Here is a 24,098-nt window from a genome sequence, read left to right on the forward strand (position 1 = left end):
ATTCATAAAAGAGAGTATTAAGGAACTCAAAGGTCATAAAAATTAATTTGTTATTCTAGAAATTAACTGATGAATTTTAATACTACATTTAAATATTTATAAATATTTGGCTAAGAAGCATCAGTATAAATAAAAAGAACTTATTTTTTAAAATAGATTTGTCATAATAATATAAATCAAGCAATATAGATATTAACCTATTCGTTATTTGATCCATTTTGATAACGTTTAACAAAATATATAGGTTTTATTTATATCGTATGCTTTTATCAACTCATTATTAGTTAATTATAAATTATAAATTTTCATTACGACTCTAATAAATTGTAATATCTCAAAGTATTAAAGAGGTTATTGTTGTGAGTAATAAATTAAATAAAATGATTACCGTTGATGCTAATCAAGCAGCAGCATCTATTGCATATACCTTAAACGAAGTTATCGCTATTTATCCCATTACCCCAAGCTCGACTATGGCAGAGTATGCTAATAATTGTGCTGTACAACAATTGCCAAATTTATGGGGAGATATTCCCCGTATGATGGAAATGCAATCCGAAGGTGGGGCTATTTCGACTGTTCACGGAGCTTTACAAACAGGGGCCTTGGCAACGACATTTACCTCATCCCAAGGTTTATTGTTGATGATTCCTTCTTTATATAAAATTGCAGGGCAGCTTATGCCTTTTGTATTGCATGTGGCGGCCCGTACTATTGCAACCAGTGCATTATCGATTTTTGGTGATCATTCTGATGTGATGGCGGTTCGACAAACTGGTTGTGCATTATTATGTGCCAGTAATGTCCAAGAAGCTCAAGATTTTGCTGCTATTGCACAAATAGCAAGTTTAAAGAGCCGTGTCCCTTTTATTCATTTTTTTGATGGTTTCAGAACGTCTCATGAAATGAATAAAATTTATAGTTTAGAGATTGAAGAGCTTAAACAACTGGTTCCAGAAGATGCCATTCGCGAACATCGTAACCGTGCATTATCCCCAGAAAACCCTATTGTGAGGGGGACGGCAGCAAATCCTGATACTTATTTCCAAGCTAGAGAAGCAACCAATTTATGGTATGATGCGGTATATGCTCATGTTGAACAAACAATGCAGCATTTCGATATGGTGACTGGTCGCTATTATCACCCGTTTGAATATTATGGTCATCCCAATGCGACAAAACTTATTGTGCTAATGGGATCGGGTGCTGGACCTTGTGAAGAAGTGATTGATATGCTTTGTGATCAAGGAGAAAGGGTTGGATTATTAAAAGTGCGTTTATACCGTCCTTTTTCAGCTATGCATTTTTTAGAACAAATTCCTGAAACGATTGAAAAGATTGCTGTTTTGGATCGTACCAAAGAAGCTGGTTCGCAAGCTGAACCGCTTTATTTAGATGTGATGACTGCTTTTTCTGAGGCATATAGTCATGGCGAACGGTCATCATTGCCTAAAATTATTAATGGTCGATATGGGCTGTCTTCCAAAGAATTTGACCCTGATTGTGTGATGGCTATCTTTAATGAATTACAACAATCAACCCCTAAAAGGCGTTTTACTGTTGGGATTAATGATGATGTTACTCATCTTTCTATTAAATCCATTCCTGCTAATTTATCAGCACAACATAGCCTAACAGCGTTATTTTATGGTCTGGGAAGTGATGGGAGTGTTTCAGCTACTAAAAATACAATTAAAATTATTGGCGACCATACAGATAATTATACTCAAGGTTTTTTTGTTTATGATTCTAAAAAAGCAGGCGGATTAACAACATCACACTTAAGGATCAGTAAAAAACCAATTAAATCAACATACCTGATTCAAGGTGCAGATTTTGTTGGGTGTCATCAATGGCAATTTATTGATAAATATCCTGTGTTAGATAAGCTTAAAGCTGGTGGAGTATTTTTATTAAATACGCCTTATGAACCTGAGGATATATGGGAAAATTTACCTTATGAGGTTCAATCTGCTTTATTAGAAAAAGAAGCACGATTTTATGTTATAAATGCGTACAAAATTGCCCGTGAATGCAAGCTTGGCACGCGTATAAATACGATTATGCAAACTGCATTTTTTCATTTAACTTCTATCTTACCAGAGGAAGATTTCGAGAATTATTTAAAACAGGCGATTATTAAAAGCTATCAGAAAAAAGGGGATGCGATCGTTCAGAATAATCTTAAAGCGATTATCCAAGCAAAAAATGCAACCCATCAAATTCTGTTACAACCTATTTCTCTTGATAGTAAAGCGCTTTCTCCAATCGTTCCTGTTAATGCTCCTGAATTTGTCAAGGAAATCACAGGAAAAATGTTAATTGGATATGGTGATTCTTTACCTGTTTCTGCGCTACCCCCTGATGGTACATGGCCAACAGGAACAACTCAATGGGAAAAACGACGTATTGCAGAAATGATTCCGATTTGGAATAAGGCTTCAATGTGTGTGCAATGTAATATTTGTGTTGCAGCATGTCCGCATGCGGCTATTCGTGCGAAAGTTGCCAATAGCTCTGAATTTGTTAATGCGCCTGAAACATTACAAAGGCTTCCTGTTAAAGCCAAAGATTTCAAAGGGCAAGAATATGTATTACAAGTATCACCCGAAGACTGCACGGGATGTAATATATGTTACGAGGTCTGTCCTGCTAAGGATAAAGAAGATCCAAGCATTCGTTCAATTAATATGTTACCTATACAAGATCATTTGGAAATTGAAAAAAATAATTTTGAATTTTTTCAAACTATTTCTGATCGGCCAATATCTTCTATTGAACGCATAGATCTTCGCACATCTCAACTTGTTACCCCTTTATTTGAGTATTCTGGAGCTTGTTCTGGTTGTGGAGAAACGCCTTATATTAAATTATTAACGCAATTATTTGGTGAGAAATTGTTTATTGCTAATGCTACGGGTTGTTCTTCTATTTATGGAGGAAATTTACCTACCACGCCTTATACCACAAATTGTGAGGGGCGTGGACCAACTTGGGCGAATTCTCTTTTTGAAGATAATGCTGAATTCGGGTTGGGCTTTAGGTTAACGATTGATCAACATAAACAGCGTGTTTTAAGATTATTAGATAGTTTTCAAACAATCTTGCCGGCTACGCTGATTGATACATTAAAAAATGAACAAAATTCTGATCTTGAGCGTCGTAATGCTATGAGAGAAATGCAGGATTTACTGAAAGATAACAAGGATCTAAAAGCACAAGACTTGATTCATGACGCACATTATCTTTTACAAAAATCTATATGGCTTGTTGGTGGTGATGGATGGGCCTATGATATTGGCTTTGGTGGTCTGGATCATGTTCTCAGCACAGGGGAAAACGTTAATGTTTTGGTTCTTGATACCCAATGTTATTCGAATACAGGCGGACAACAATCAAAAGCAACCCCAATGGGAGCAATTACCAAATTTGGTGAATTAGGGAAAGAAAAATCCAGAAAAGATTTGGGATTATCAATGATGATGTATGGTAATATTTTTGTTGCCCAGATTTCTTTGGGGGCTCAGATGAATCAAACCATTAAAGCTCTTCAAGAAGCAGAGGCTTATCCTGGCCCATCTTTAATTATTGCATATAGCCCATGTGGAGAGCATGGATATAATCTGGCCTACAGTCATGAACATATGAAAGAGCTTACCAACTCTGGCTTTTGGCCTCTTTATCGATTTGACCCAAGTAAAAAAGACAGTGGTAAATCATTATTAACTCTTGATTCTAAGTTATCAAAAGAGCCTATTGTAAATATTTTGCACAAGGAACAGCGTTTTAATCGTTTGTGGAATACCGATCCAGAACGAGCAGATGCATTGATTGCACAACTCGATAAGGTTGTATCCCGACGTTATTCTTTACTAACAAAGCTTTCTGAAATGAATTTTGAATAGTGTATTAAAACATAAAAAGCCTCAATATGATTGAGGCTTTTCTTTTACTTATTTGTCTCTGTTATTATTTGTTGTTTTGCTTAGCTTGCTTAAGCATTTCATAAGAACGCGCATAGTGCGTTCGGAAATATTCTATATCTGTTTCTGCTAGTTTGTTTTCTACAAAAGCCCAGCTTAATAAGTAATCTTTCATTTCTTCTGGCAAATCAAGCTCTGTTGGAAATAAAGCAGTTATTGTTAAGGAGCCTTGTGATGCGTTTTGTATGAGTTTAGTTGCTCTGAATTTTAAGGGATATTCTATCCAATATTGATATTCTCCAATTTCGTTAATTAGAGTAATATTTTTAAGCAGCGCATAAGTTACCGTATTATGAGTTAAGTAATTTTGAAAATATAAATTCATAAAGGTAATTTTATCTTTGGCCTGATCAAAACTGGCAAATATATATATAAAATCAGATGGTTTTTTTACAAGATAAACACAAACATAATCAATCAGATAGTCGCAACAAATGCTAAGTGGGCTATTATTTTCGTTTACAGAGCACTCTTTAACTGCATGGGATAAGATTGTTGAGATTTTATCTTCTTCACACCATAATTGTTGTACAAATTCTGGGTTTTGAAAGGCAGTGTTTATATATTGTTGAGATGTCGGTGGTTGTTTTTCCATCATTACTCTTTCAAAAGTTCGTCTCTTGGGTTATTTATGATTTCTTGTGTATGCTTGTGAGGAATACTATTCATGTTGATGGCATTTTTTAATTCAGACCGATCAATATATAAAATAGCTTCTTCTCGACCAAAGAAATTGGGTAAGGGTGATAGGCTACAGGGCCATCGTGAGTTAGGATTTGTTCGATAGTTTTATTTTTATATCTAATTTTAGAATATTATAAAACCCAAATTGATTAGGGTGTGAATAAAAAATATTCATATAAAGATAAGGGTAAATTTTACTCTATGCAGTATTTAACCAGTTACTATCTTTATAGCCTGGTGGGAGATAGATATCGTATATTTATTTTGATTTTGTATGAATGTAGAGGCTTATATGAAATTTTTAATTACGTATTTTCATAGTTTCTTTGAAGCTCTGATATGGGAATACGGACAACTTTAGCCTCAATATTGTTATAATTTTGAATATGTTCAGGAAAGTAATGTTTGTTTATTATTAATGCTTGCTTGGTCAGCTTTTTCAATAACATAAATAACTGCACATATATTAGGTCGAATGAAATTGGCTGCTAGGATGGCATTATCAATGGCGCCCAGATGATGTTTATCAGCATATCGAGGGATAGTGCCTATGGTGTATACTTTCCAGTCATCGCTATAATTTTCTGGATAATTTTTATATGTGGTTGGAACAGTAATTTTTGTCGAGGGAATATGAGGGCTATTTAAAGCTTTATAAAATCAATTTGTTTTTGATATTCATACACTAAGGCATCTTCCTGAATCTTAGTTTGTTCTGGACTGTGTTGGTTGATGTCAATCGTATTATTATAAAACTATTCTCTAGAGTTATTTGCGAATGCTGTTTTAGGAGAATGACAATGAATAGTCTCTGCCAAAGACTGTGATATAGACAAAAATAAACCTACGGATATAAAAGGTAACGATAATAATTTAGGCGTATTCATAGTTTACAGTGCTTTATTTGATCAGAAAGTAGTCGCATATTATAACCAGTAAATGGTATTTTAAAGTTTTAATATGATTGATAATAAAGAAAACAAGCTATTATTTGACTTATAGGTGATTTTTGAAAAAATTATATATTGCAGCTTTATTGGGATTATGTATTAGCACTCAGGTAAAGGCGCAAATTACTTGCCCTTATGAGGCTTATGGAACGCCGACTTCTATTATGCCAACAACAGAGCAAAAAGCCTTGCCTATACAAACAGACGTCAGGGTATGTGATGAGGGATATGCATGGGGTTTTTCCAAGAAAACTAATGTTAATGTATATTCTGCTGAATTGCTTACGAAAGAGCAAGTTCAGAAGGCTAAAGAAATGAGGCGTTATGGAACTTTTGATAATAGAGATCCTTTGATACGAGACTATCGTAACTCGGGATATGATCGTGGTCATATGGCTCCCAGTGGAGATATGGGCAATTATGAATCTCAAGTTAAAACATTTATTCCTCAAAATCTGGTACCTCAAACCCGACAGCTTAATAGTGGCAAATGGAATTGGATAGAAAATCAAACCCGTCAAATGGCCATTCAATATGGATCGGTCTATGTCGTTACTGCTCCTTATTTCCAAGGTAATACTAAAAAAATTGGTGATGATCGTTTGTGGGTGCCGTATGCTACGTGGAAAGCAATTTATGTGCCAAAATTAGAACAAACTGGGGTTTATTTTTGCAGAAATACGCAAAAACCAATTTGTTATATACAAACTGTTGAATTTTTTACGCAAAAAACTGGAATAGATCCTTTTCCAAAACTTGATGCTTCTATTAAAGCAGCTCAGTTACCATTGCCAAAGATGGGAGAATATAAAAAGCAACAAAAAAAACATTATCAAAGAAAAGATTGGCAATAATAGGTGAGGGGTTATTTTTTTTATTGGTTTTTTATTTTGATTTTTCCTCATTTAGTTTAAGCTCAATAAAGTTTGAGCAAAAAAATATGGGCGATGATAGAAGGCAATGATTATAATTTATTAATGATCAAATAGTTGATTTTAAACATCATTATAATGAAGAATATTAAACGCATTGGGAATCATGAGAACCTAATGTAAAAAATTGTTTTAGTAACAGGGGCTTATTTAATTTATGTCTTTTATAGGTATTTTAATTCTTCAATTTTTCGCATTGATTATTCCTGGCCCTGATTTTTTCTTGGTCTCTAGAACAGGAATAACCGGAAATAAAACTGCGGTCTGTAAAGTGGTTGCAGGGATTTGTACGGGTGCCTTGATTTGGATGATTTTATCTATATTAGGGTTGCATATTTTGTTTCAGACCTACCCTGTGCTGATTAAGTTGGTCATGCTGGGTGGGGCTTGTTATTTATTATATCTCGCCTATGGGATAGTAAAGCGCTCTAATCAAAAAATGAGCAATCAAGCAGTTCAGGAAAAGCATTATTTTTTAAAAGGGATGATGTGTAATTTATCTAATCCCAAAGCGATTATTTATTTTGCCAGTATTTTTTCTGTTCTACCCTTGGGGTCTGGGATTGCGAACATTCTCCCAATTATTGTTTCTCTTATAATTGAAAGTTTTATTTGTTTTGTTGGATTGGGTTTACTTTTTTCTCATTCTTTCGTTAAAAGAAAATATCAGCAATATGCAAAAAAAATAGATATTGCGTCTGCGTTGATATTTGTCATATTTGCAGTATTTATGTTGGTAGAGTTCTTGCTATAGATCAGAATTTGTAACATACTTTTATATTCAATTTTGTTGATCTATTACAGGATAGAAAGATCAATTGAAAGCAATTTTATATATTTAAAGAGTTTGTCAAATGTTACAAATTATTCAATCCCCATCTAAATATATCCAAGGGCCAAATGCATTAAAAGAAATTGGTCATTATGCTAAATTATTGTCAGATCATTATTTGGTTATTGCTGATGATATTGTGATGAAAATTGCAGCCCCGATTATTGAGGAGAGTTTAAAAAAGGTTTCTATAGAAGGATTATTTGAACGTTTTGGAAGTGAATGCTCTAAAAAGGAAATCCAACGGCTTGGGGATGTTTTAAAAGCGAATAATTGTCGTGGTGTTATCGGTGCTGGTGGTGGTAAAACATTGGATACAGCAAAAGCTGTTGCTTATTATCACAAAGTGCCCGTATTAATTGTACCTACAATTGCATCAAATGATGCACCAACCAGTGCTTTGTCTGTGATTTACAAAGAAACTGGTGAGTTTGATGAATATCTAATGTTCCCCACAAATCCAGATATGGTTTTTATGGATACAACGATTATTGCCAAGGCTCCTGTTCGTTTATTTGTGGCTGGAATGGGGGATGCGCTTTCAACTTATTTTGAAGGAAGAGCATGTTCTCTTTCTCGTGCTCAGACTATGGCAGGAGGTCAGTCTACATTGGCAGCTATGGGGTTGGCACGTTTATGTTACGATACGCTTTTAGAAGAAGGTTACAAGGCAAAGTTAGCGGTTGAAAACGGTGTTGCAACTATCGCTGTGAACCGTATCGTAGAGGCGAATACTTATTTAAGTGGAATTGGGTTTGAAAGTTCAGGCCTTGCGGCTGCACATGCTATACATAATGGTTTTACTATTTTGGAAGAGTGCCATCATATGTATCATGGAGAAAAAGTGGCATTTGGAACCCTAACTCAACTTGTATTGGAAAATGCGCCAAAGGAAGAGTTGGAAACTGTTTTAGAGTTTTGTGATCGAATTGGTTTGCCGATTACTTTGGCTCAAATTGGGGTTAAAGAAGGGGATGGTTTTAAAGAAAAGAAAATTATGGATGTTGCCAAAGCGAGTTGTGCAGAGGGAGAAAGTATTCATAATATGCCATTTAAAGTTACGCCAGAGCAAGTCTATGCTGCGATATTAACAGCAGATGCTTTGGGAAAAGCTTGGCAAGCATAAGTGAAGGCTTTATAGTTTATCTTAGGATTTTATAAATGCACAGAAAGATTACTTTTTGTGCATTTTTATTATGTTAACTATATGATATTTTGCTTTTTAAATTTCATAATTATATAAAAACTGAGGATAGTATGACCTATGATGCGGTCTGGCCATTATGTATAATCTTAGTGATATTAATTGTTTTCCTCAGCTTGCCCATTCCTCTTTTTTATAGAATTCAAGTAGTAAGAAATTCCCAGGAGGATCGTTTATATACGATTGATGGCTTGCGTGGTTATCTTGCTTATTTGATTGTTTTTTTACATGCCACTGTTTGGTATAATTTAGTTCATAGTAAGGAATTTAAAGGAGCAGCAGGGAGTTATATAGACTTGCTGGCAACTACGGGTTTATGCGTTTTTTTTATGATTTCTGCATTTTTATTTTGGACTAGATGGTTAAAATATCAAGGAAAAATAGAGGTTATTCCCTTTTATATTAAACGGTTCTTTCGGATAGCCCCTGTTTATTATTTATGTATTTTATGTTTATTTATTGCGGTGATGAACAAAACGCACTGGCATTTAGACGTAACGGTTCTGAGTTTTATTAAACAGATATTTGCTTGGTTAACATTTGGATTATTCTCTTTTCCTTCTATCAATGGATTTGGTTTAACATCTTTGTTGGTGATGGGGGTTGTATGGACTATTCCTTACGAGTGGATGCTTTATTTAACATTGCCGATTATTGGAGTGTTCAGTAAAAATATTTGGTCATCGTTAAGTTTTGCAATTATTTTGTGTGTTTTCACCATTTTGGCACAATTTTACTGGAAAATACATTTTCTTGCTGAAAATGATATGATGCCCTTTGCTTCTTATGCAATTGGTATTTTGATTGCAACGTTGAAACAAATGCAGTGGCAACCCAGACTTAATGATTTCTGTGGATCTGTTATTATGGTCGGCTGTATTTGTTTGTTATTGTCTTTTTGTCATAAATATCCAGAACCCTTAATGCTTGTATTGGGTGGAATATTTTTTTATTGTGTTGTGTCTGGAGCTTCTTTGTTTGGTTTATTCAAATTGAAAGCCTCACAACGAATGGGCAGGGTTAGTTACAGCATTTATTTATGCCAAGGGTTAGTTTTATATTTTTTTAGCGATGTATTGATTGTGACAAAACATTTTATGATGTGCTCTATTTGGCATTATTGGGGTGTGTTATTAGGTGAATCTATCGTTCTTTTACTTGTAGCTTGTTGTTTATATATATTTATTGAAAAACCAAGTATGGATCGTGGTAAACAAATAGCAAGTAAACTAAGTCAGAAAACAAATATAAAGCATTTCATAACATGACATATTTTTCAATATGGCCTTTTTTTTTGATAATGGCTTTTTTATTATGTGTTTTGTCTTTTCCGTATTTTAGCAAAATAAAGGCTAACGCTTTTGGTGTGAATCATGTGCAAACTATTGATGGGCTAAGAGGTTTCTTGGCTTATGGAGTTGTTTTTTCTCATGGCCAGAATTTTCATACATTACTAGAAACAGGTCAATGGGCGGGCAGTCCTAATCCTTTTTATAATATGTTTGGAACTATTGCTGTTCGATTATTTTTTATGGTTACAGCCTATTTGTTCTGGTCTAAATTGTTGTCTTCTCAAGAGCGAATGAAGTGGCCATCATTTTATATCAAGCGCTTTTGCCGCATTGCACCTGTATACTGGTTTGCCTGCTTTTGTGTGTTTATAATTGTGATGATAGAAACGCACTGGACATTACAGGTTTCTTGGATAGCATTTTGTAAGCAAATAGGCGCTTGGTTGGCACTGGGAGTTTTACCTTTGCCTGATATTAATAATTATATGATGAGTTCTATGATTTTATTAGGGGTTGTATGGACGTTACAATATGAATGGTTATTTTATGGGTTATTGCCTTTTGTTTCTTGGTTTGCACAAAGTAAAAAAAGAGCATTGTATTTTATTGTTTACGCTATAGTAGTTATTTCTATCACAGCCTTTTTTACACATGCTTATCCAATATTCAGTCAAATATTAGCCGTTTTATTTATATTTTTAATGGGCATGCTTTGTGCAACTTTACAACAATATTTAAAAAAAATCCCTTTAAGCCCCTTAATACAGTCTTTTATTGTTTTGAGTATATTGATTGCGATCTTCGTGTTTGTTCCTGATGGTGTATATTTTTCTACAATTTTATTCGCTATAATTTTCTTTTTTATTATTTCTGGATGCTCTATTTTTGGATTACTTACGTTGCCTGCCTCTCAACGAATGGGAGAGGTCAGTTATGGTATTTATCTTTTACAAGGGATCGTATTTTATTGGGTGTATTCCGTTCAATTTATACGTCATTATGTGTTGCAAGGCTCAATAGAGTTTTGGTGTGTTATGACATTAATTACTAGCTTGATTTTATTCCTTGCAATATTCGTGCATATTTTAATTGAAAAACCAGGTATTCAATTGGGATGTATATTATCTCATTTATGGGATAGAAAAAAGCTGGCTTTCAATCAGAAGTTATGAGTCGTTAAATTTATTTTTTTGAGTGGATTTTTGGCAATTTGTGATGAGGTTTTTCATGCTGGCTAAGAATCTCTTTCCTTTGATTTTATCAGTTCTAAGGATATGTGGTTTATTGTCTGTATCTTTGAGAATAAACTCTGAATATCCAGCGTCATCAATATGGCCTTTTTCAGGCCAAGTAACTAAAGAGAACTGATATTGTCTGGAGGATCCCATCGTTACTGTAATTGAACAAATATGATCTGAATCGACACTGTAAATTCTTTTTCCATCAATGGTGGCTTTTCTGGGCATAGATTGTTGTAAATTGATGACAGCATCGACATAGAGCGTGTTACCATCTAAATTTTGAGCATAAGTTTGGTGACTTATCAGACAACCAGCACCAAGCGTAAAAGATAAAAGTAAGTTTTTCATTCTGTATGTCTTTTTAAAAATTTACATATAACCAGTAAGTATATTAAGTTTAAGGATGTTTTCCTAAGGGAATTCTTTGTAAAGCAGGGATTTGAGAAAAGCTGCAGTTTTTAGGATGATACTCTTCACAAGATGTAGTTTCTATGGAGTTACTTATCTCTTGATCATTTTGAGCAATGTTAAAAGAAACTTTACATGTTTTATAAGTAATAATTAGCTTCTTATGTTTCAATGCAAAAGGATCAATATATCCTGCGATTTCTGCATTACAGTCGGGAGATTTTAAAGAAATCATTCCGTAGGCTGGATAATAGGGCATATAAGATACAGATGCGTACTGATGTTGCGCCTTATGTTCATAAGCAATCATATTAATAGGTTGTTGCATTGTGATCGGTTGCGCTGTTGCAAAAGAGGGAGGTAACGTAATTGCGCCTGCAATACATAAAAAAAGGAATGGATATAATTTCATCTGATTATACTCTGATTTAATGTGGGTAAATGCGCGTTAAGGGAGATAAGGATGAAAAGCTGCAAAAATCGCCATGCCACGCTGTGCATGCTGGAGTTTCTTTTATAATTTTTAATTGGTTATCATTTTCTTTTTTTAAAGTAATTTTGCAAAGGGGATCTTCTGTAGAAGTAAATTCTATTTGAGATTTATTTTTCGAATCAATGATCGTATCACCATATGAATTTGCTTGGCAGGTAGGAGAATCATAGGTGATTAATGCTTTACCTGGTCGGTTAGTATATAAAGCAATAACATAGTTATTTTTATCTTGGTGCGCGCTGTAAAAATTAAGTTGGGGATCTGCTAAGACAGATTTCTCAGTAGTTCTTGTTATGTTTTTTGATAATTCTTGAGTATGTTTTGAGGTGATGGTTTTGTGATGAGTATCTGCAAAAACGGATGATATACCGCTTATGGCGAATAAAAAGCATACTCCAAAGAAATTTTTTTTAATCAACCGTTATCTCCAACTTACTGAGTTATAGATATAAAACAAACGTGCATATTCTAAGAAGAAATGACCAATTATATCAAGCTTTTTCTATTTTTTGAATAATTTCTGGATCATTATGGTTGAAACATCAAAGAAATTAAAGACTTCAAAGAGGATTAGATCCTCCTCTTTGAAGTCTTTAATTAATATAATGTAGAAAAAGATTTTTGAATTTGATCAAGATTATTAATTTTATTGGCTAGTAGAATTTGTAATAATAGTCGTGCTTTTTGAGGATTAAGATCTTCTGAAACAATAAACTGATTTTGATCATCATTCACTTCAACATTACGATTAACAAAACCACTGCCAACTCTGGTCGATCTGACAATAATTACCCCTTTTTTTCGAGCTTCTTGTAATGCTTTTAAGGCATCAGCTGATGTATTTCCATCACCAACGCCAGCGAGTATGATGCCTTTTGCACCTCTTTTTACAGCATCTTCAATAAGCCCTCCATCCATTTGTATATGAGAATAGATAATGTCTACCCGAGGAAATGGAGCTTGGCTAGGAAGCATAAAGGTAGTTGGTTTTTGCGAGATTGCAGGTTGGAAAAAATGAACATGCTCAGTATTAACAACACCAATAGGCCCAATATTAGGAGCCCGAAAAGCATCAATATTTTGTGTATTCATTTTTTGCACAGAACGTGCTGCAAAAATTGAATCATTCATGACTACCATAACTGAACGGTTTTGTGCCAACGGATTTGATGCGACCTTAACCGCATCGATAAGGTTTGCGCTTCCATCTGCGCTTGCATAACCTGCTGGACGCATTGCCCCGACTAAGATGATAGGTTTATGGTGAGGAATGACCTCATTTAAAAAAAAGGCAGTTTCTTCCATGGTGTCAGTACCATGTGTAATAACAATACCAGATATCTTTGGGTTTTCCTCAGCTTTTTGGATATGATGAGCTAAATCCAACAAAACATGATCTGACATATCTTGAGAACCGATTTGAGAAATAGCGCATACCTCTATATTTGCTTCATTTTTAAGTGCAGGGACTGATTTTATCAAAGATTCGCCAGAGGTTTGTGCAGCATGATACCCTAATTCTTTATCATTGGTTGCTTGGCCAGCAATCGTGCCACCCGTAGTCAAAATAAGAATTGTTGCTTTTTCTTGGATAGCATGGTGCATAGCATTTGCCTCTAAAGGTATTTGAGAAGGAGATGCGGATATAGGCTGTACAAAGCATGAAAGCCCCAAGCAAGTTAATCCAAATAAATATTTAAGCGTTACTTTGTCTGTTATATATTGCATAGCATAAACCCGTCGTTTTTATATGATAAAGCAGGTTATCAGAAATAATTATGTTTGATTCTTTGTAATCTGTTTTGCTTTTGATTAAAATAGCATAAATTAAAAGCTTCGTTATTTTTAAGATAAAAATTACAGTTCAATTTCTTAGGTGGCTTTATGGTGTTTCAGTGGTTTAAAAATAAAAATAAAACAACATTAAGAAATAGTAGCCCTCAGCAGCGATTATTAATTCCACCTATCTTACAAAATGGTCATCAGCTTGATTTTATTTATAAATTAGAGCGTCAAGCCGCTTCATATTTATTTGATTTAAGTTTGATATTACACCCAAATGAATCGATCGAAAAAGTGAGTTATGAAAGTGGGGATTCCTCACTTGGGTTAAAAGAATTCGTTTATAATTTAACTCAATTCACTGTCATAATCGATGGGGGATGGGACAATTGCAAATCAACTCTTTTGTTTAAAGTTGAAACAAATACTAAACAATTTTATCAATTTACCGTTTTAGTAACGATTATCAGTGATTTTAAAAATAAAGTCGATATTGATAAAGGGCAAAGAACATGCCGTTTATGGGCTTTAGATCGTAATCCAGAAGCAAACTATCTTCAAGAAGACCAAGAGCCTTGGATTGAAGGGGATATGATATTAAACTTGAATAATCGTTATTTATGGGAATATAGACAAGTTAACCAACAACAATCATGGATACCTTTATTCGTTATGAACGGAGTGACTGAACCAGTCATGACTGTTTACAATGATGCACAAAACCCTGGTGAGAGAATGATTTTAAATCAAATTCATTCTGATCAAGGTAAGATAAAGTCTAATGGCAAAGGTAATTTGTCTGTTCAAGGTGAAATCAGCACTGATTCAATTTATACCAAAGCCATCATAGCTGGTCATCCTTTGGGAGAGGGAATGTTGTTTACATCCCAAGGAATGATGGCTGGTCATAGTTTATATGTTGGTTCTACTGAGGCTAAACCTAAAAATATTTATATCGGAATGCCTGGAGTTGTATCAGCTAAACTAGTTTCTACTGATTATTTGCAAATTGCTCCTTTGTCGATCAAAGAGATACCTACTCATGTGACAAAAGGAACTTTGATTTTATGCTATGACTATAAAAGCTATTCAGATTTGGTGTTACTGTATGCGATTAAGGATAATCCTCAATCCCCCAGTGATTGGAAGCCTTTATTCTCTACTGAAGATTCTCAGGATAAGGTTCGATTGCCACCACGTCCCGCATCTACCTCAAGGCCACACTTATATCCAGTTTCATTTAATCCAAATATTCAAACAAGCAAATCTACTACAGATAATATTGTGGAAATTAGGCCTGTTGTAACTTCCGATAAAGAAGAAAATGTTGCTCCTTTTGATAATAAACATCTTGGGACAGAGACATATACAAGATTTCAGTTTGAAAGGGAAAATATTCCTGTAACTTTAGATAAAAAAATAATTTGGAAAAATTTAACGGTTAAAGATAATAAACAACATTTAAATGGCGATGGGAAACAATACTGGTCTGAAGATGATCATTATTGGAAAGTACCTGCGGATGGTTTGTTGCATATTCAAGGATGGATTTTATTTCCAGAAGAACAATTAAATCCATCTGAGCCTATTTCTTATCATGCTGGGGATATGTTCTTATTAAATATTGCCTGCAATCAACAACAAAAAAATGATATTTATCCATTAACACAATTAGAACTACCATTAATACCGTATGTGAACGATGTAACTCATCAAGTGTGTGCGCATCAACAACTTCCTTTTGCAATGACTTATCCTGTAGAACAAGGGGATAAAATTACATTTGTGGTTGCTTATATGCCTCAGAATTCAGCGTATGGTAAGCCAAAAGATTTATCTATTAAAAAGGCAGTGATAACATTATTTATGTCTTAATTTATTCTTTTGGCGTATTTGTTAATTTTTCGTTATTAGAATAAGCTAAAAATGGAGATGCTATTACAACATTCATATTGCGGTATAAATATTCCAGGGTGATGTCTATTCCTGACTCGTTATTTTTCGCACAAACAGCACCATAAAAGTGTATATTGTAAATATCAATTGGGAATTGATCAAGCAATGCTTGTGCGCATTGAGGTGTAATGGAATAGCAAGGAAGACCCGCAAACATTTTGGTAGGAATAAAGCTTGGTGTTATCGTTTGTGATAGGTAGGTTTCTTTATCTATTTTATCACCATAAGATCCAATTTGATTAAATCCGTGAAATTGATCAGTTTGTCCAACCTTAACCAAATATGAGATTAAAGAAGAGGGCAGGCCTTTGGCTGTTTGCAAGCGAATAGGCCAATCAAGATTATATCCCCAAGCAATAATATCATATTTTTGTTTATTTTCGATTAGCTCATTATTCATTTTCATAAAATCAGGGTGAACAATAACATCGTCCTCCATGATAGTAATACCATGCTCACTTTTTGCTGCAATTTTCCAAAGTTCTGAATGAGATTTTAAAATACCAAGGGATCTTGCGTCATAGTTATTTCGATCTGTAATTAAACCATCCATAATCAGTTGTCTACGTGCTAAACGATATCCGTCATAAGCAGTAAAAACATTTAAATGCTTAATTAAAAAAGGATTATTTGCTTTGAATTGCTCTAGACGTTCGGTATGACGTTGCAAGTTAATAAGATAGATTGGTAACATATGTTCCTCATCAGATCACATATATAAGGATGGTATAGGAGTTATATATAACTCCTCGCAACTGATTTAAAGAAAAAAAGTAAAAAAAATAATATTGGTAATGAGCGTTATTTATTTTCAGCATTTTGTAAAGGAGCAGCTGACCATATACGATAAGATAATTGAACGTCTTTTGGAATATAAACAACAATAGGGAGTTTACTATTATATCTTATAAAAGATAAATCCGTTTGAATGGTAATTGATTTTGACTGTGTGACTGCGGGAAAGCATGCCATTCTTGTAGATGCTGGCTGAGATATTTGGCTTAAAACATAATATTCATATCCCCATCCAGTCAAAGGTTTTATTTCAATCTTTCCGTTGATCATGATGTGATTACAATCTGCTTTCATAGTTTTTTGTGGAACTAATTCAACACGGTATGCGTCTTCGTCTTTTAAAGTCGGAAGTTGAATGACAACTCTTTTATACCCTAATTCTGCTTTTGGCCAAATTGACATAGGGTCTTTTTTGTTTGTTGCATTGCCTGTCATTGTATAAAAAATCATAGAAAAACAGCATAGTAAAAACAAACTAAATTTTGAAAGTGAAGTTTTTTTAAAAAAGTGCATTTTATTTTCCTTGAAAATAATGGTGTAAAGAAATATTTTAGCATAATGCTTACAAGAGCTGCTGAGAAACCTCTTCTGTTTTTTTTGAAGAATAACCTTGATTTGGATAAGTTATGAAACTTTATATTTATGAACATTGTCCTTTTTGTGTCATGACAAAAATGGTTTTTGTTTTAAAAAATTATCCTGTTGAGGTTGCTTATTTATTATATGACGATGTTCAAACTCCTATGCAAATGGTAGGGCGTAAGTTGTTGCCTGTTTTAGAATATAAACCAAATGTTTTTATGTCAGAAAGCAAAGACATTATTCAGTTTATTGATCAGAATCTAGGTCAACCCAAAGTGATTATACCAGAAGTGGATGAGATTACAGATTGGGTCAAAGGGGTAGAGCGTTTTATTTATCGTTTAACTTATCCTCGTTGGATACGAGCACCTTTCCCTGAATTTGGCTCAGAAGAATCTAGAAAATATTTTCATAATAATAAGGACCCTTCAGGCAGAGGTTTTATGTCAGATTTAGCTGATCCAGCTTTGTTACAAAGAGCTCAACGAGCTATTGATGATTTAGAAGATATTTTATTTGATTATCCTTTGATTGATCTTGAAAGAGATCTCTCTATGAGTGATTTCTCTCTTTTTGCACAATTGCATTCTTTGTCTATTATCAAAGGGTTGGTTTATGGTCCTACTGTCGACAGATGGCGGAACAAGGCTTCTGAAACTTGTTTTATTCCACTAAATGATGAATTTGCCAATTAAGGTATAAAGGCAGAGACAGTATATTGATAAAATATATTGCCTCAAAATCATGCTTAGATATAGTCTTTTGTTTGGTTGAACATCTCAGAAATTTTACTCATTTGATGCAATTTTAGAGCTACATTTAATGCAGTAGAAGGGCGTGATGGCGTAGGAGATAAAGGAATAGTATCTGCTGCACCAAGTTCTTTAAAATTATTGTCAATATTGTGAATTAATCCTGCTCGATCGATAGGGTTTAAATCGACTGCAAAGGCAGAAATCAGTTGTTGCATTAATAAAAGTGCAGCACTAAGTTGTTGATTTTCTAATTTTAAATTTTTAACTTCTTGTTGTAGTTGCTGAAAATCTTCTTTGGAAATGCATTGTTCACTCATATGTTGATCCAATCTATAAAATTAATAAATAATGTTTGTGATATAGTATAATATAAAGTTTATATGAATGAATGTATTTTTAATAGAAACTTTTAAATTTTACTAAGGCGAAATAACTTGATGATCAACAACTTTCCCAATAATAAGCAACACAGGGCTTTTAAAATGAGCTTGTTGCACTAATTGTGGTAAATTTCCTAGTGTCCCAATAAGGGTTTGTTGATTAGGTAAAGTTCCGTTTTGAATAGCAGCCGCGGGCCATGAGGGTGGCATACCCCTATCAATTAGCTCTTGGCATAATTGAGAAATAGTGCTTAACCCCATATAGATAACAAGTGTTTGCTGTTGATCAGTCATACTTTCCCAAGGCAGATTTAATTCACCTTCATGTTGAGTATGCCCTGTTAAAATTAAACAAGCCTGTGCACAATCGCGATGAGTAAGAGGAATGCCACTATAGGATGCACACCCATTGGCAGCAGAAATTCCTGGGATAATTTTAAAAGGAATACCAGCTTTGACCAAGGCTTCTGCTTCTTCACCACCACGGCCAAAGATAAAAGGGTCTCCGCCCTTTAATCGTAAAACACGTTTTCCCTTTAACGCATGTTCAATTAGCAGCTCGTTAATACTTTGTTGTGGTAGGGTATGTTTCTTTTTTTGCTTACCAACATATATCAACAAAGCATCACGACGAATTCGCTTTAGGGCCTCATTGGACAGTAAATGATCATATAAAATCACATCTGCATTTTGTAAACAATGAAGCGCTTTTAAGGTCAAAAGATCAGGATCACCAGGGCCAGCACCAACCAGCCATATTTCACCTTTTGTCAAGTCATGATGTTCTATTAATTCTTGTAAATGCGCAAAAGCTTGCTCTTCTTGATGTTGTTCGATGAAAGACGTGCCACGGCCATCTAAAAATCGTTCCCATAAACGTTGGCGCTGTTCAGTGACAGGAAGGTTTTTTTTTACCCAATGGCGATGTTTTCCCATAAAACGTGCCAAAGGTCCTGTGGTTTGATTGATAATGGGTTCTATGATTTCACGAATACGTCTACTTAAAACGGGGGCAGTCCCACCTGTTGAAATAGCAATTTGAACAGGATTTCGATCAATGATTGCGGGTGTAATAAAACTGGAATATTGTGGGTTATCAACGGCACATACTGGAATATTACACTCTTGTGCCCACTCAGAGATATAAGAATTGTATGTTTGATCATCGGTAGCAGCAAAAATTAAGCGTGCACTGCGAATATGGTGCTTAAAATGTTCTTTATCTTTAATATTTCCATAAAATTTTACGATCCCTTGTTGCTCTAGTTGCTGGAGCTCAGGACATAATTCTTGTGCAAAAATTTCTATGTGGGCATTCTTATCCAACAGTAATCGGATTTTTCTAGCTGCTATTTGCCCACCTCCGACAATAACAAGTCGGGAGTTATCAATGCGTAATGTAATAGGAAAATAAGAAAAGGGAGAGGGGGCATTCATAATATGAATATAAAACCTATCATTAAGGGAAATAGTAAGAATATATAATTAATGTTCATATCTTAATTTTATTTTGATTAAAAGAGAACTTGTTTTTTTAATTGTGAAATCAGAAAACTATAGTATGGAAGAGGAGTATTAAGAGCGTTAATATAAAAACTGTTATTTTTTTATAACGCTATATAAGTTTTTTATTTTTCTCATGCTTGCCCTCTTGTGATGAGCGGGGTTCTTTTGTAAAGTCAAACCAAGATGATAAAACTCATTGCTATTGTTTAATAAGGTCAGGATATTCCCGATGAGATCCTATATACAGGTTCGTCGTTTATTTACTAAAAGTGATTATCTATTTACATACCCTTATTTTCTTTTGTTTTTAAAATTATAAAGCATTTATAAAATGATTTTCTTAGAAACAATTTTTACTTTTCATACAAAAAAAGTTTAAAATATGACCCTTCGTAATCGATCGCTGCTTAATACGATTGCTTTTTTATCTGTTTTATTGGGCGCAATTATTTATACCATACTACATGTGCGTGAGGATCTCATTGGTTCCACACACTCATCGTCTTTGGCTTTTTTATTGTTAGGCTTGGCGTTAATTATTGCACTTGGTTTTGAATTTGTAAATGGTTTTCATGATACAGCTAATGCTGTTGCAACAGTAATTTATAGTAATTCTCTGCCTCCCACTTTTGCCGTGATTTGGTCAGGTATATGGAATTTCATTGGGGTTTTATTATCTAGTGGTGCTGTTGCTTATACAATTATTTCCTTACTTCCTATTGAACTGGTATTAAAAGTAGGAAGCGAAGCAGGATTCTCAATGATTTTTGCTTTATTATTAGCAGCAGTCATCTGGAATCTATTAACGTGGTTTTTTGGTATTCCTAACTCTTCATCTCATACATTGATTGGTTCAATCCTAGGGGTTGGATTAATGAATCAATTATTAATGGGGGATAGCGTTGCTAGTGGAGTAGATTGGGGGCAAGCATTACAAGTTTTTAAAGCGTTGATCTTCAGCCCCTTGGCAGGGTTTGTTATTGCATTATTATGTATGAATTTAATGCGGGTTTTATTACCCATTCCAACCTTATATCAAGCTCCTAAAGATGGGAAAGCCCCGCCTTGGCCTATGCGTTTGTTATTAATTTTAACCTGTACGGGTGTCAGTTTCAGCCATGGCTCTAATGATGGTCAAAAGGGAATGGGGCTGATTATGTTGATTTTGATCGGAACTGTTCCCACAGCATATGCTTTAAATAATGCAGTATCTTCAAAACAGGTTGAAGAATTTACGCATCAGGCAATTGTCGTAGATAAGATTTTGGCGAATTATGGTTCCGATACTGTATTATCATTAGAAGACAGTCGCGCTATTTTAACAAAAACAATTCAAAAAAATCATTTGTTACCCGATACTATTCCTGCAATGAGAACAATGTTGAAACTCATTCAAGTAGATGTTGGTAATAAAACAACTTTTAGAGAAGTTCCTGTAGAAAACCAAACAAATCTAAGAAATAATTTATATTTACTAGATCAAAATTTAATTCATTTTACGCACTTACAAGCTGATCTACCTAAAGAACAAGAAAAAATTATAGAGAATTTTGAGAGTGATATTGTTACTGCCATTCAATTTATTCCCCCTTGGGTCAAAGTGGTCGTTGCGATTGCATTAGGTCTTGGTACTATGGTGGGATGGAAACGCATTGTGGTAACGGTTGGTAAAAAAATTGGTAAGCATGAAATGAGTTATGGTCAAGGTGCAGTTGCAGAAACTGTTGCCATGACGATGATTCAAATGGGAAATGAGTTTCATATGCCCATTAGTACAACTCATGTTGTAACTTCTGCTATTGCGGGGACTTCTGTAGGCCGAGGAAATGGTATTCAGTGGAAGACCATTCGGAATATGGCGATGGCTTGGGTACTAACTTTACCGATGTCTATTATATTATCAGGTTGTTTGTTTTGGTTATTTTTGAAATTCTTTTAAGAATTTAGGTCAAGCGCCTTTCAATTGATAGAGTTCAAGGTAAGATGAAAAAACAGATTCTGTGATGGGATCTGTTTTTATTTTGAGATATTGCATAATTGGGAATTAAATAATGAAGTCAAAAATCGGAGATAGAGTATCTAAACTTGAACAAGAGGTAATTTCATTTTGTTATCCCTGGATATTCAAAGGATTTAGATGTTTTAGCCCTGAAACAGGACATAATTTAGCAATTTCTAGCTTGTTACTTGGATTTTGTGGGGGGCGTAAACCTTGGCAGGATGATCCAAGGTTAAAGATTAACGCTATGGGGTTATCTTTTCCCAACCCTATAGGACTGGCAGCAGGATTTGATAAAAATGCAATGGTAATTTCCCCATTATCCAGGCTTGGTTTTGGTGCTGTTGAAGTTGGAACAGTGACACCTCGCCCACAAGAGGGTAACCCTAAACCTCGGTTGTTCCGTTTGATTGAAGATGGCGCAATTATTAACCGTATGGGATTTAATAATGATGGAATTAATCGTGTTATCGGAAGATTAGCACGTATACGTAATATTCATGGACCATTTAAAACAAAAGTTCATATCCCTGTCGGGGTAAACATCGGGATTAACAAGATTGGGGCAAATCCTGAAAAAGATTATCCCTATCTTGTGGGTATGGTTTCTCATTATGCAGATTATATTGTCCTAAACCTTTCATCCCCCAATACTCCAGGGTTAAGGGACTTACAGCATCCCTCACGTTTGCGAAAAATCTTGGCAGCTATTAAAGATCAACATCCAGCGCATCCCCCTTTGCTAGTGAAGTTGGCACCAGATTTAGAGGAAAAAGAAGTCGAAGCTATTGTCGAAACGGCAATAGATGCGGGAATTACTGGGTTAATTTTAACGAACACAACGATTTCCCGTCCTGATGATTTGCAGGGAGATTTTCGTTATGAGCCTGGAGGATTATCAGGACGTCCAATTCGCAAAAAAAGCACAGAAATGTTGGCCAGAGTGGCTCGTCTTTCCAAAGGCCGATTAACATTGATTGGGTGTGGAGGAATTGAAACGGGTGCTGATGTGATTGAAAAAATCATGTATGGAGCAGACTTTACACAAGTTTATAGTGCTTTGATTTATAAGGGCCCAAGTTTAGTTCAAAATATGAAGCAAGAAATAATAGAGATTTTAAGTCGAGAAAATATTCAAAATATTTCTGAATTAAAAGGGGTAGCTCTTTAAAGTCAGAAAATAATAATTTTAGAGCTATCTTATAATTAAAGAAGATAGTTCTATATTATACTAATTATTGTATTTTGCGCGAAAACGTAGATCATTTAGATATTTTTTCATTGTGATTAGTTTATTTTCAGTTGAAGAATTTAAAAAATGAACCAATCCTCTCTTATTATTGCCACTGGGTGTAAGTGTAGTTTGTTGCGGAATACGGTATAAATACACCCATTTTTCCAATATATTAATTTCTACTTGCTTAAATTTTAATAAAATATAATTAGCAAAACGTTGGTCATAAGATACGCCGTTATATCCATTCTTTTGGATAAATCCATTAGTGGATCTTCTAATCATATCAAAAAATGGTTGTGTTGTTTTAGTATTATTAAAAAGTAATACTCCAGAAGAAAAACCAAACCCTTTAGGATTAAAAGGAACATGGTCTTCTTGCATTAACCGCCATCCATACCAATATCCACTGGTTTCTGGACCACCTTCATCAATTACCCCCTCTTTGCATGCATGAATAAGAGGGCTATTAATAAGGCTAATTAAAAGTTCATCTAATGGAGCATCACACATTATATCTGTATCAAGATAAAGTATAGGTTGTGCTTTTTTAAATATAGGATGGTCTATACGATATCTTGATATATACCAGTCAATTTTTTCTGAAGCAGGGACTATGATAAGGTGTAATCTTTTCTTTAGATTCAAAGAAGCGAGGAGTAGTAATAATTGGAAATCGTCTTTTTTATCTTCTGAAGTAAGAATTGCAATATCATGCTGCCAATGCCCAAATTCTATTAATGATTGTATAGCTGTATATACACATTCAAAGATCTCATTTTTACCAAAAGCACAAAAATAAATTAAAGGTCTATAAATTTTAAAAGAGGCAGCTTTCCAAGAATCGTGGAGAATATGGAATTCTTGAAGATTTGAGATATCAGAAGAAGGGCAAGCATTTAATATATCTTGATCACAAACAGTAATTTTCCCAAGTGTCCATATACCATCAGCATTTCTTTGGGGTTGAATAAGGTTATTATTTCCTAACTCTACCCATTGAGAACTCAGAATATAATCAAACCATTCTTGTGCATGCTGCATAATATTACCTTGAATAAATAGTATTCTAAAGGCCAGAATATGTGAC

At 34.3% G+C, this 24,098-nt stretch carries 21 protein-coding genes; 10 read left to right on the forward strand and 11 right to left on the reverse strand.

What is annotated here, in order from left to right:
• The first annotated feature begins 359 nt into the window (after positions 1-359).
• Positions 360-3,905, forward strand: a complete 3,546-nt coding sequence (gene nifJ, locus COMX_RS01610; RefSeq protein WP_200867593.1) for a pyruvate:ferredoxin (flavodoxin) oxidoreductase — start codon at positions 360-362, stop codon at positions 3,903-3,905.
• A 64-nt stretch (positions 3,906-3,969) separates the two neighbouring features.
• On the opposite strand, the gene COMX_RS01615 is transcribed toward nifJ, so the two are convergent.
• Complete coding sequence (locus COMX_RS01615) at positions 3,970-4,578, reverse strand: hypothetical protein (protein WP_034336273.1); 609 nt, start codon at positions 4,576-4,578, stop codon at positions 3,970-3,972.
• An 844-nt stretch (positions 4,579-5,422) separates the two neighbouring features.
• A complete protein-coding gene (locus tag COMX_RS11340; protein ID WP_255343260.1) occupies positions 5,423-5,554 on the reverse strand; it encodes a hypothetical protein in 132 nt (43 codons plus the stop codon).
• 122 nt (positions 5,555-5,676) lie between these two features.
• On the opposite strand from COMX_RS11340, the gene COMX_RS01620 reads away from it, so the two are divergent.
• The 5 genes from COMX_RS01620 to COMX_RS01640 all read left to right on the forward strand — a co-directional run bounded on the left by COMX_RS01620 (position 5,677) and on the right by COMX_RS01640 (position 11,049).
• Positions 5,677-6,471, forward strand: coding sequence for a DNA/RNA non-specific endonuclease (locus COMX_RS01620; RefSeq protein WP_051461776.1), 795 nt, complete (start codon positions 5,677-5,679; stop codon positions 6,469-6,471).
• 235 nt (positions 6,472-6,706) lie between these two features.
• A complete protein-coding gene (locus tag COMX_RS01625) occupies positions 6,707-7,303 on the forward strand; it encodes a LysE family transporter (RefSeq protein WP_034336277.1) in 597 nt (198 codons plus the stop codon).
• Positions 7,304-7,403: 100 nt separating this feature from the next.
• Positions 7,404-8,507, forward strand: coding sequence for a glycerol dehydrogenase (locus COMX_RS01630; protein WP_034336279.1), 1,104 nt, complete (start codon positions 7,404-7,406; stop codon positions 8,505-8,507).
• Between the two features lie 131 nt (positions 8,508-8,638).
• Positions 8,639-9,853, forward strand: coding sequence for an acyltransferase family protein (locus COMX_RS01635; protein ID WP_034336283.1), 1,215 nt, complete (start codon positions 8,639-8,641; stop codon positions 9,851-9,853).
• 32 nt (positions 9,854-9,885) lie between these two features.
• Positions 9,886-11,049 carry an acyltransferase family protein gene (locus tag COMX_RS01640; RefSeq protein WP_161631835.1) on the forward strand — a complete coding sequence of 388 codons (1,164 nt, stop codon included), beginning with the start codon at positions 9,886-9,888 and terminating at the stop codon, positions 11,047-11,049.
• Here COMX_RS01640 and COMX_RS01645 read toward each other — a convergent pair.
• The 4 genes from COMX_RS01645 to COMX_RS01660 all read right to left on the reverse strand — a co-directional run bounded on the left by COMX_RS01645 (position 11,044) and on the right by COMX_RS01660 (position 13,747).
• Positions 11,044-11,466, reverse strand: a complete 423-nt coding sequence (locus tag COMX_RS01645) for a hypothetical protein (protein ID WP_034336287.1) — start codon at positions 11,464-11,466, stop codon at positions 11,044-11,046. The two genes, COMX_RS01640 and COMX_RS01645, sit on opposite strands and share 6 nt — an antisense overlap.
• Before the next feature lie 49 nt (positions 11,467-11,515).
• Positions 11,516-11,938, reverse strand: coding sequence for a hypothetical protein (locus COMX_RS01650; RefSeq protein WP_034336290.1), 423 nt, complete (start codon positions 11,936-11,938; stop codon positions 11,516-11,518).
• A gap of 16 nt (positions 11,939-11,954) precedes the next feature.
• On the reverse strand, positions 11,955-12,437 hold the full coding sequence (locus COMX_RS01655) for a hypothetical protein (protein ID WP_034336293.1): 483 nt from the start codon (positions 12,435-12,437) through the stop codon (positions 11,955-11,957).
• A 179-nt stretch (positions 12,438-12,616) separates the two neighbouring features.
• On the reverse strand, positions 12,617-13,747 hold the full coding sequence (locus COMX_RS01660) for an asparaginase (protein ID WP_235176734.1): 1,131 nt from the start codon (positions 13,745-13,747) through the stop codon (positions 12,617-12,619).
• A gap of 156 nt (positions 13,748-13,903) precedes the next feature.
• Here COMX_RS01660 and COMX_RS01665 point away from each other — a divergent pair, with 156 nt between their 5' ends.
• Complete coding sequence (locus tag COMX_RS01665; protein ID WP_034336295.1) at positions 13,904-15,676, forward strand: hypothetical protein; 1,773 nt, start codon at positions 13,904-13,906, stop codon at positions 15,674-15,676.
• A gap of 1 nt (position 15,677) precedes the next feature.
• Here the strand turns inward: COMX_RS01665 and COMX_RS01670 are convergent, their stop codons facing one another.
• Both COMX_RS01670 and eco read right to left on the reverse strand, forming a co-directional pair.
• Entirely contained in the window at positions 15,678-16,451 is a 774-nt protein-coding gene (locus COMX_RS01670) for a glycosyltransferase family 25 protein (protein WP_034336297.1), read from the reverse strand.
• 107 nt (positions 16,452-16,558) lie between these two features.
• Positions 16,559-17,065 carry a serine protease inhibitor ecotin gene (gene eco / locus COMX_RS01675; RefSeq protein WP_084051487.1) on the reverse strand — a complete coding sequence of 169 codons (507 nt, stop codon included), beginning with the start codon at positions 17,063-17,065 and terminating at the stop codon, positions 16,559-16,561.
• A 113-nt stretch (positions 17,066-17,178) separates the two neighbouring features.
• Here eco and grxB point away from each other — a divergent pair, with 113 nt between their 5' ends.
• Entirely contained in the window at positions 17,179-17,829 is a 651-nt protein-coding gene (grxB, locus tag COMX_RS01680; protein WP_034336301.1) for a glutaredoxin 2, read from the forward strand.
• Positions 17,830-17,882: 53 nt separating this feature from the next.
• On the opposite strand, the gene COMX_RS01685 is transcribed toward grxB, so the two are convergent.
• Positions 17,883-18,206 carry a hypothetical protein gene (locus COMX_RS01685; protein WP_034336304.1) on the reverse strand — a complete coding sequence of 108 codons (324 nt, stop codon included), beginning with the start codon at positions 18,204-18,206 and terminating at the stop codon, positions 17,883-17,885.
• 102 nt (positions 18,207-18,308) lie between these two features.
• Positions 18,309-19,706, reverse strand: coding sequence for a siroheme synthase CysG (gene cysG / locus COMX_RS01690; RefSeq protein ID WP_084051488.1), 1,398 nt, complete (start codon positions 19,704-19,706; stop codon positions 18,309-18,311).
• Positions 19,707-20,157: 451 nt separating this feature from the next.
• Here cysG and COMX_RS01695 point away from each other — a divergent pair, with 451 nt between their 5' ends.
• Both COMX_RS01695 and COMX_RS01700 read left to right on the forward strand, forming a co-directional pair.
• On the forward strand, positions 20,158-21,714 hold the full coding sequence (locus tag COMX_RS01695; protein ID WP_034336311.1) for an inorganic phosphate transporter: 1,557 nt from the start codon (positions 20,158-20,160) through the stop codon (positions 21,712-21,714).
• A 112-nt stretch (positions 21,715-21,826) separates the two neighbouring features.
• Positions 21,827-22,945, forward strand: coding sequence for a quinone-dependent dihydroorotate dehydrogenase (locus COMX_RS01700; RefSeq protein WP_084051489.1), 1,119 nt, complete (start codon positions 21,827-21,829; stop codon positions 22,943-22,945).
• A 60-nt stretch (positions 22,946-23,005) separates the two neighbouring features.
• Here COMX_RS01700 and COMX_RS01705 read toward each other — a convergent pair whose 3' ends face one another.
• Positions 23,006-24,052 (reverse strand): glycosyltransferase, encoded by a 1,047-nt coding sequence (locus COMX_RS01705; RefSeq protein ID WP_034336314.1) that lies wholly within the window; start codon positions 24,050-24,052, stop codon positions 23,006-23,008.
• Positions 24,053-24,098 lie beyond the last annotated feature (46 nt).

It is taken from the genome of Commensalibacter papalotli (ex Servin-Garciduenas et al. 2014) (genome assembly GCF_000527695.1).
Taxonomy (GTDB): domain Bacteria; phylum Pseudomonadota; class Alphaproteobacteria; order Acetobacterales; family Acetobacteraceae; genus Commensalibacter; species Commensalibacter papalotli.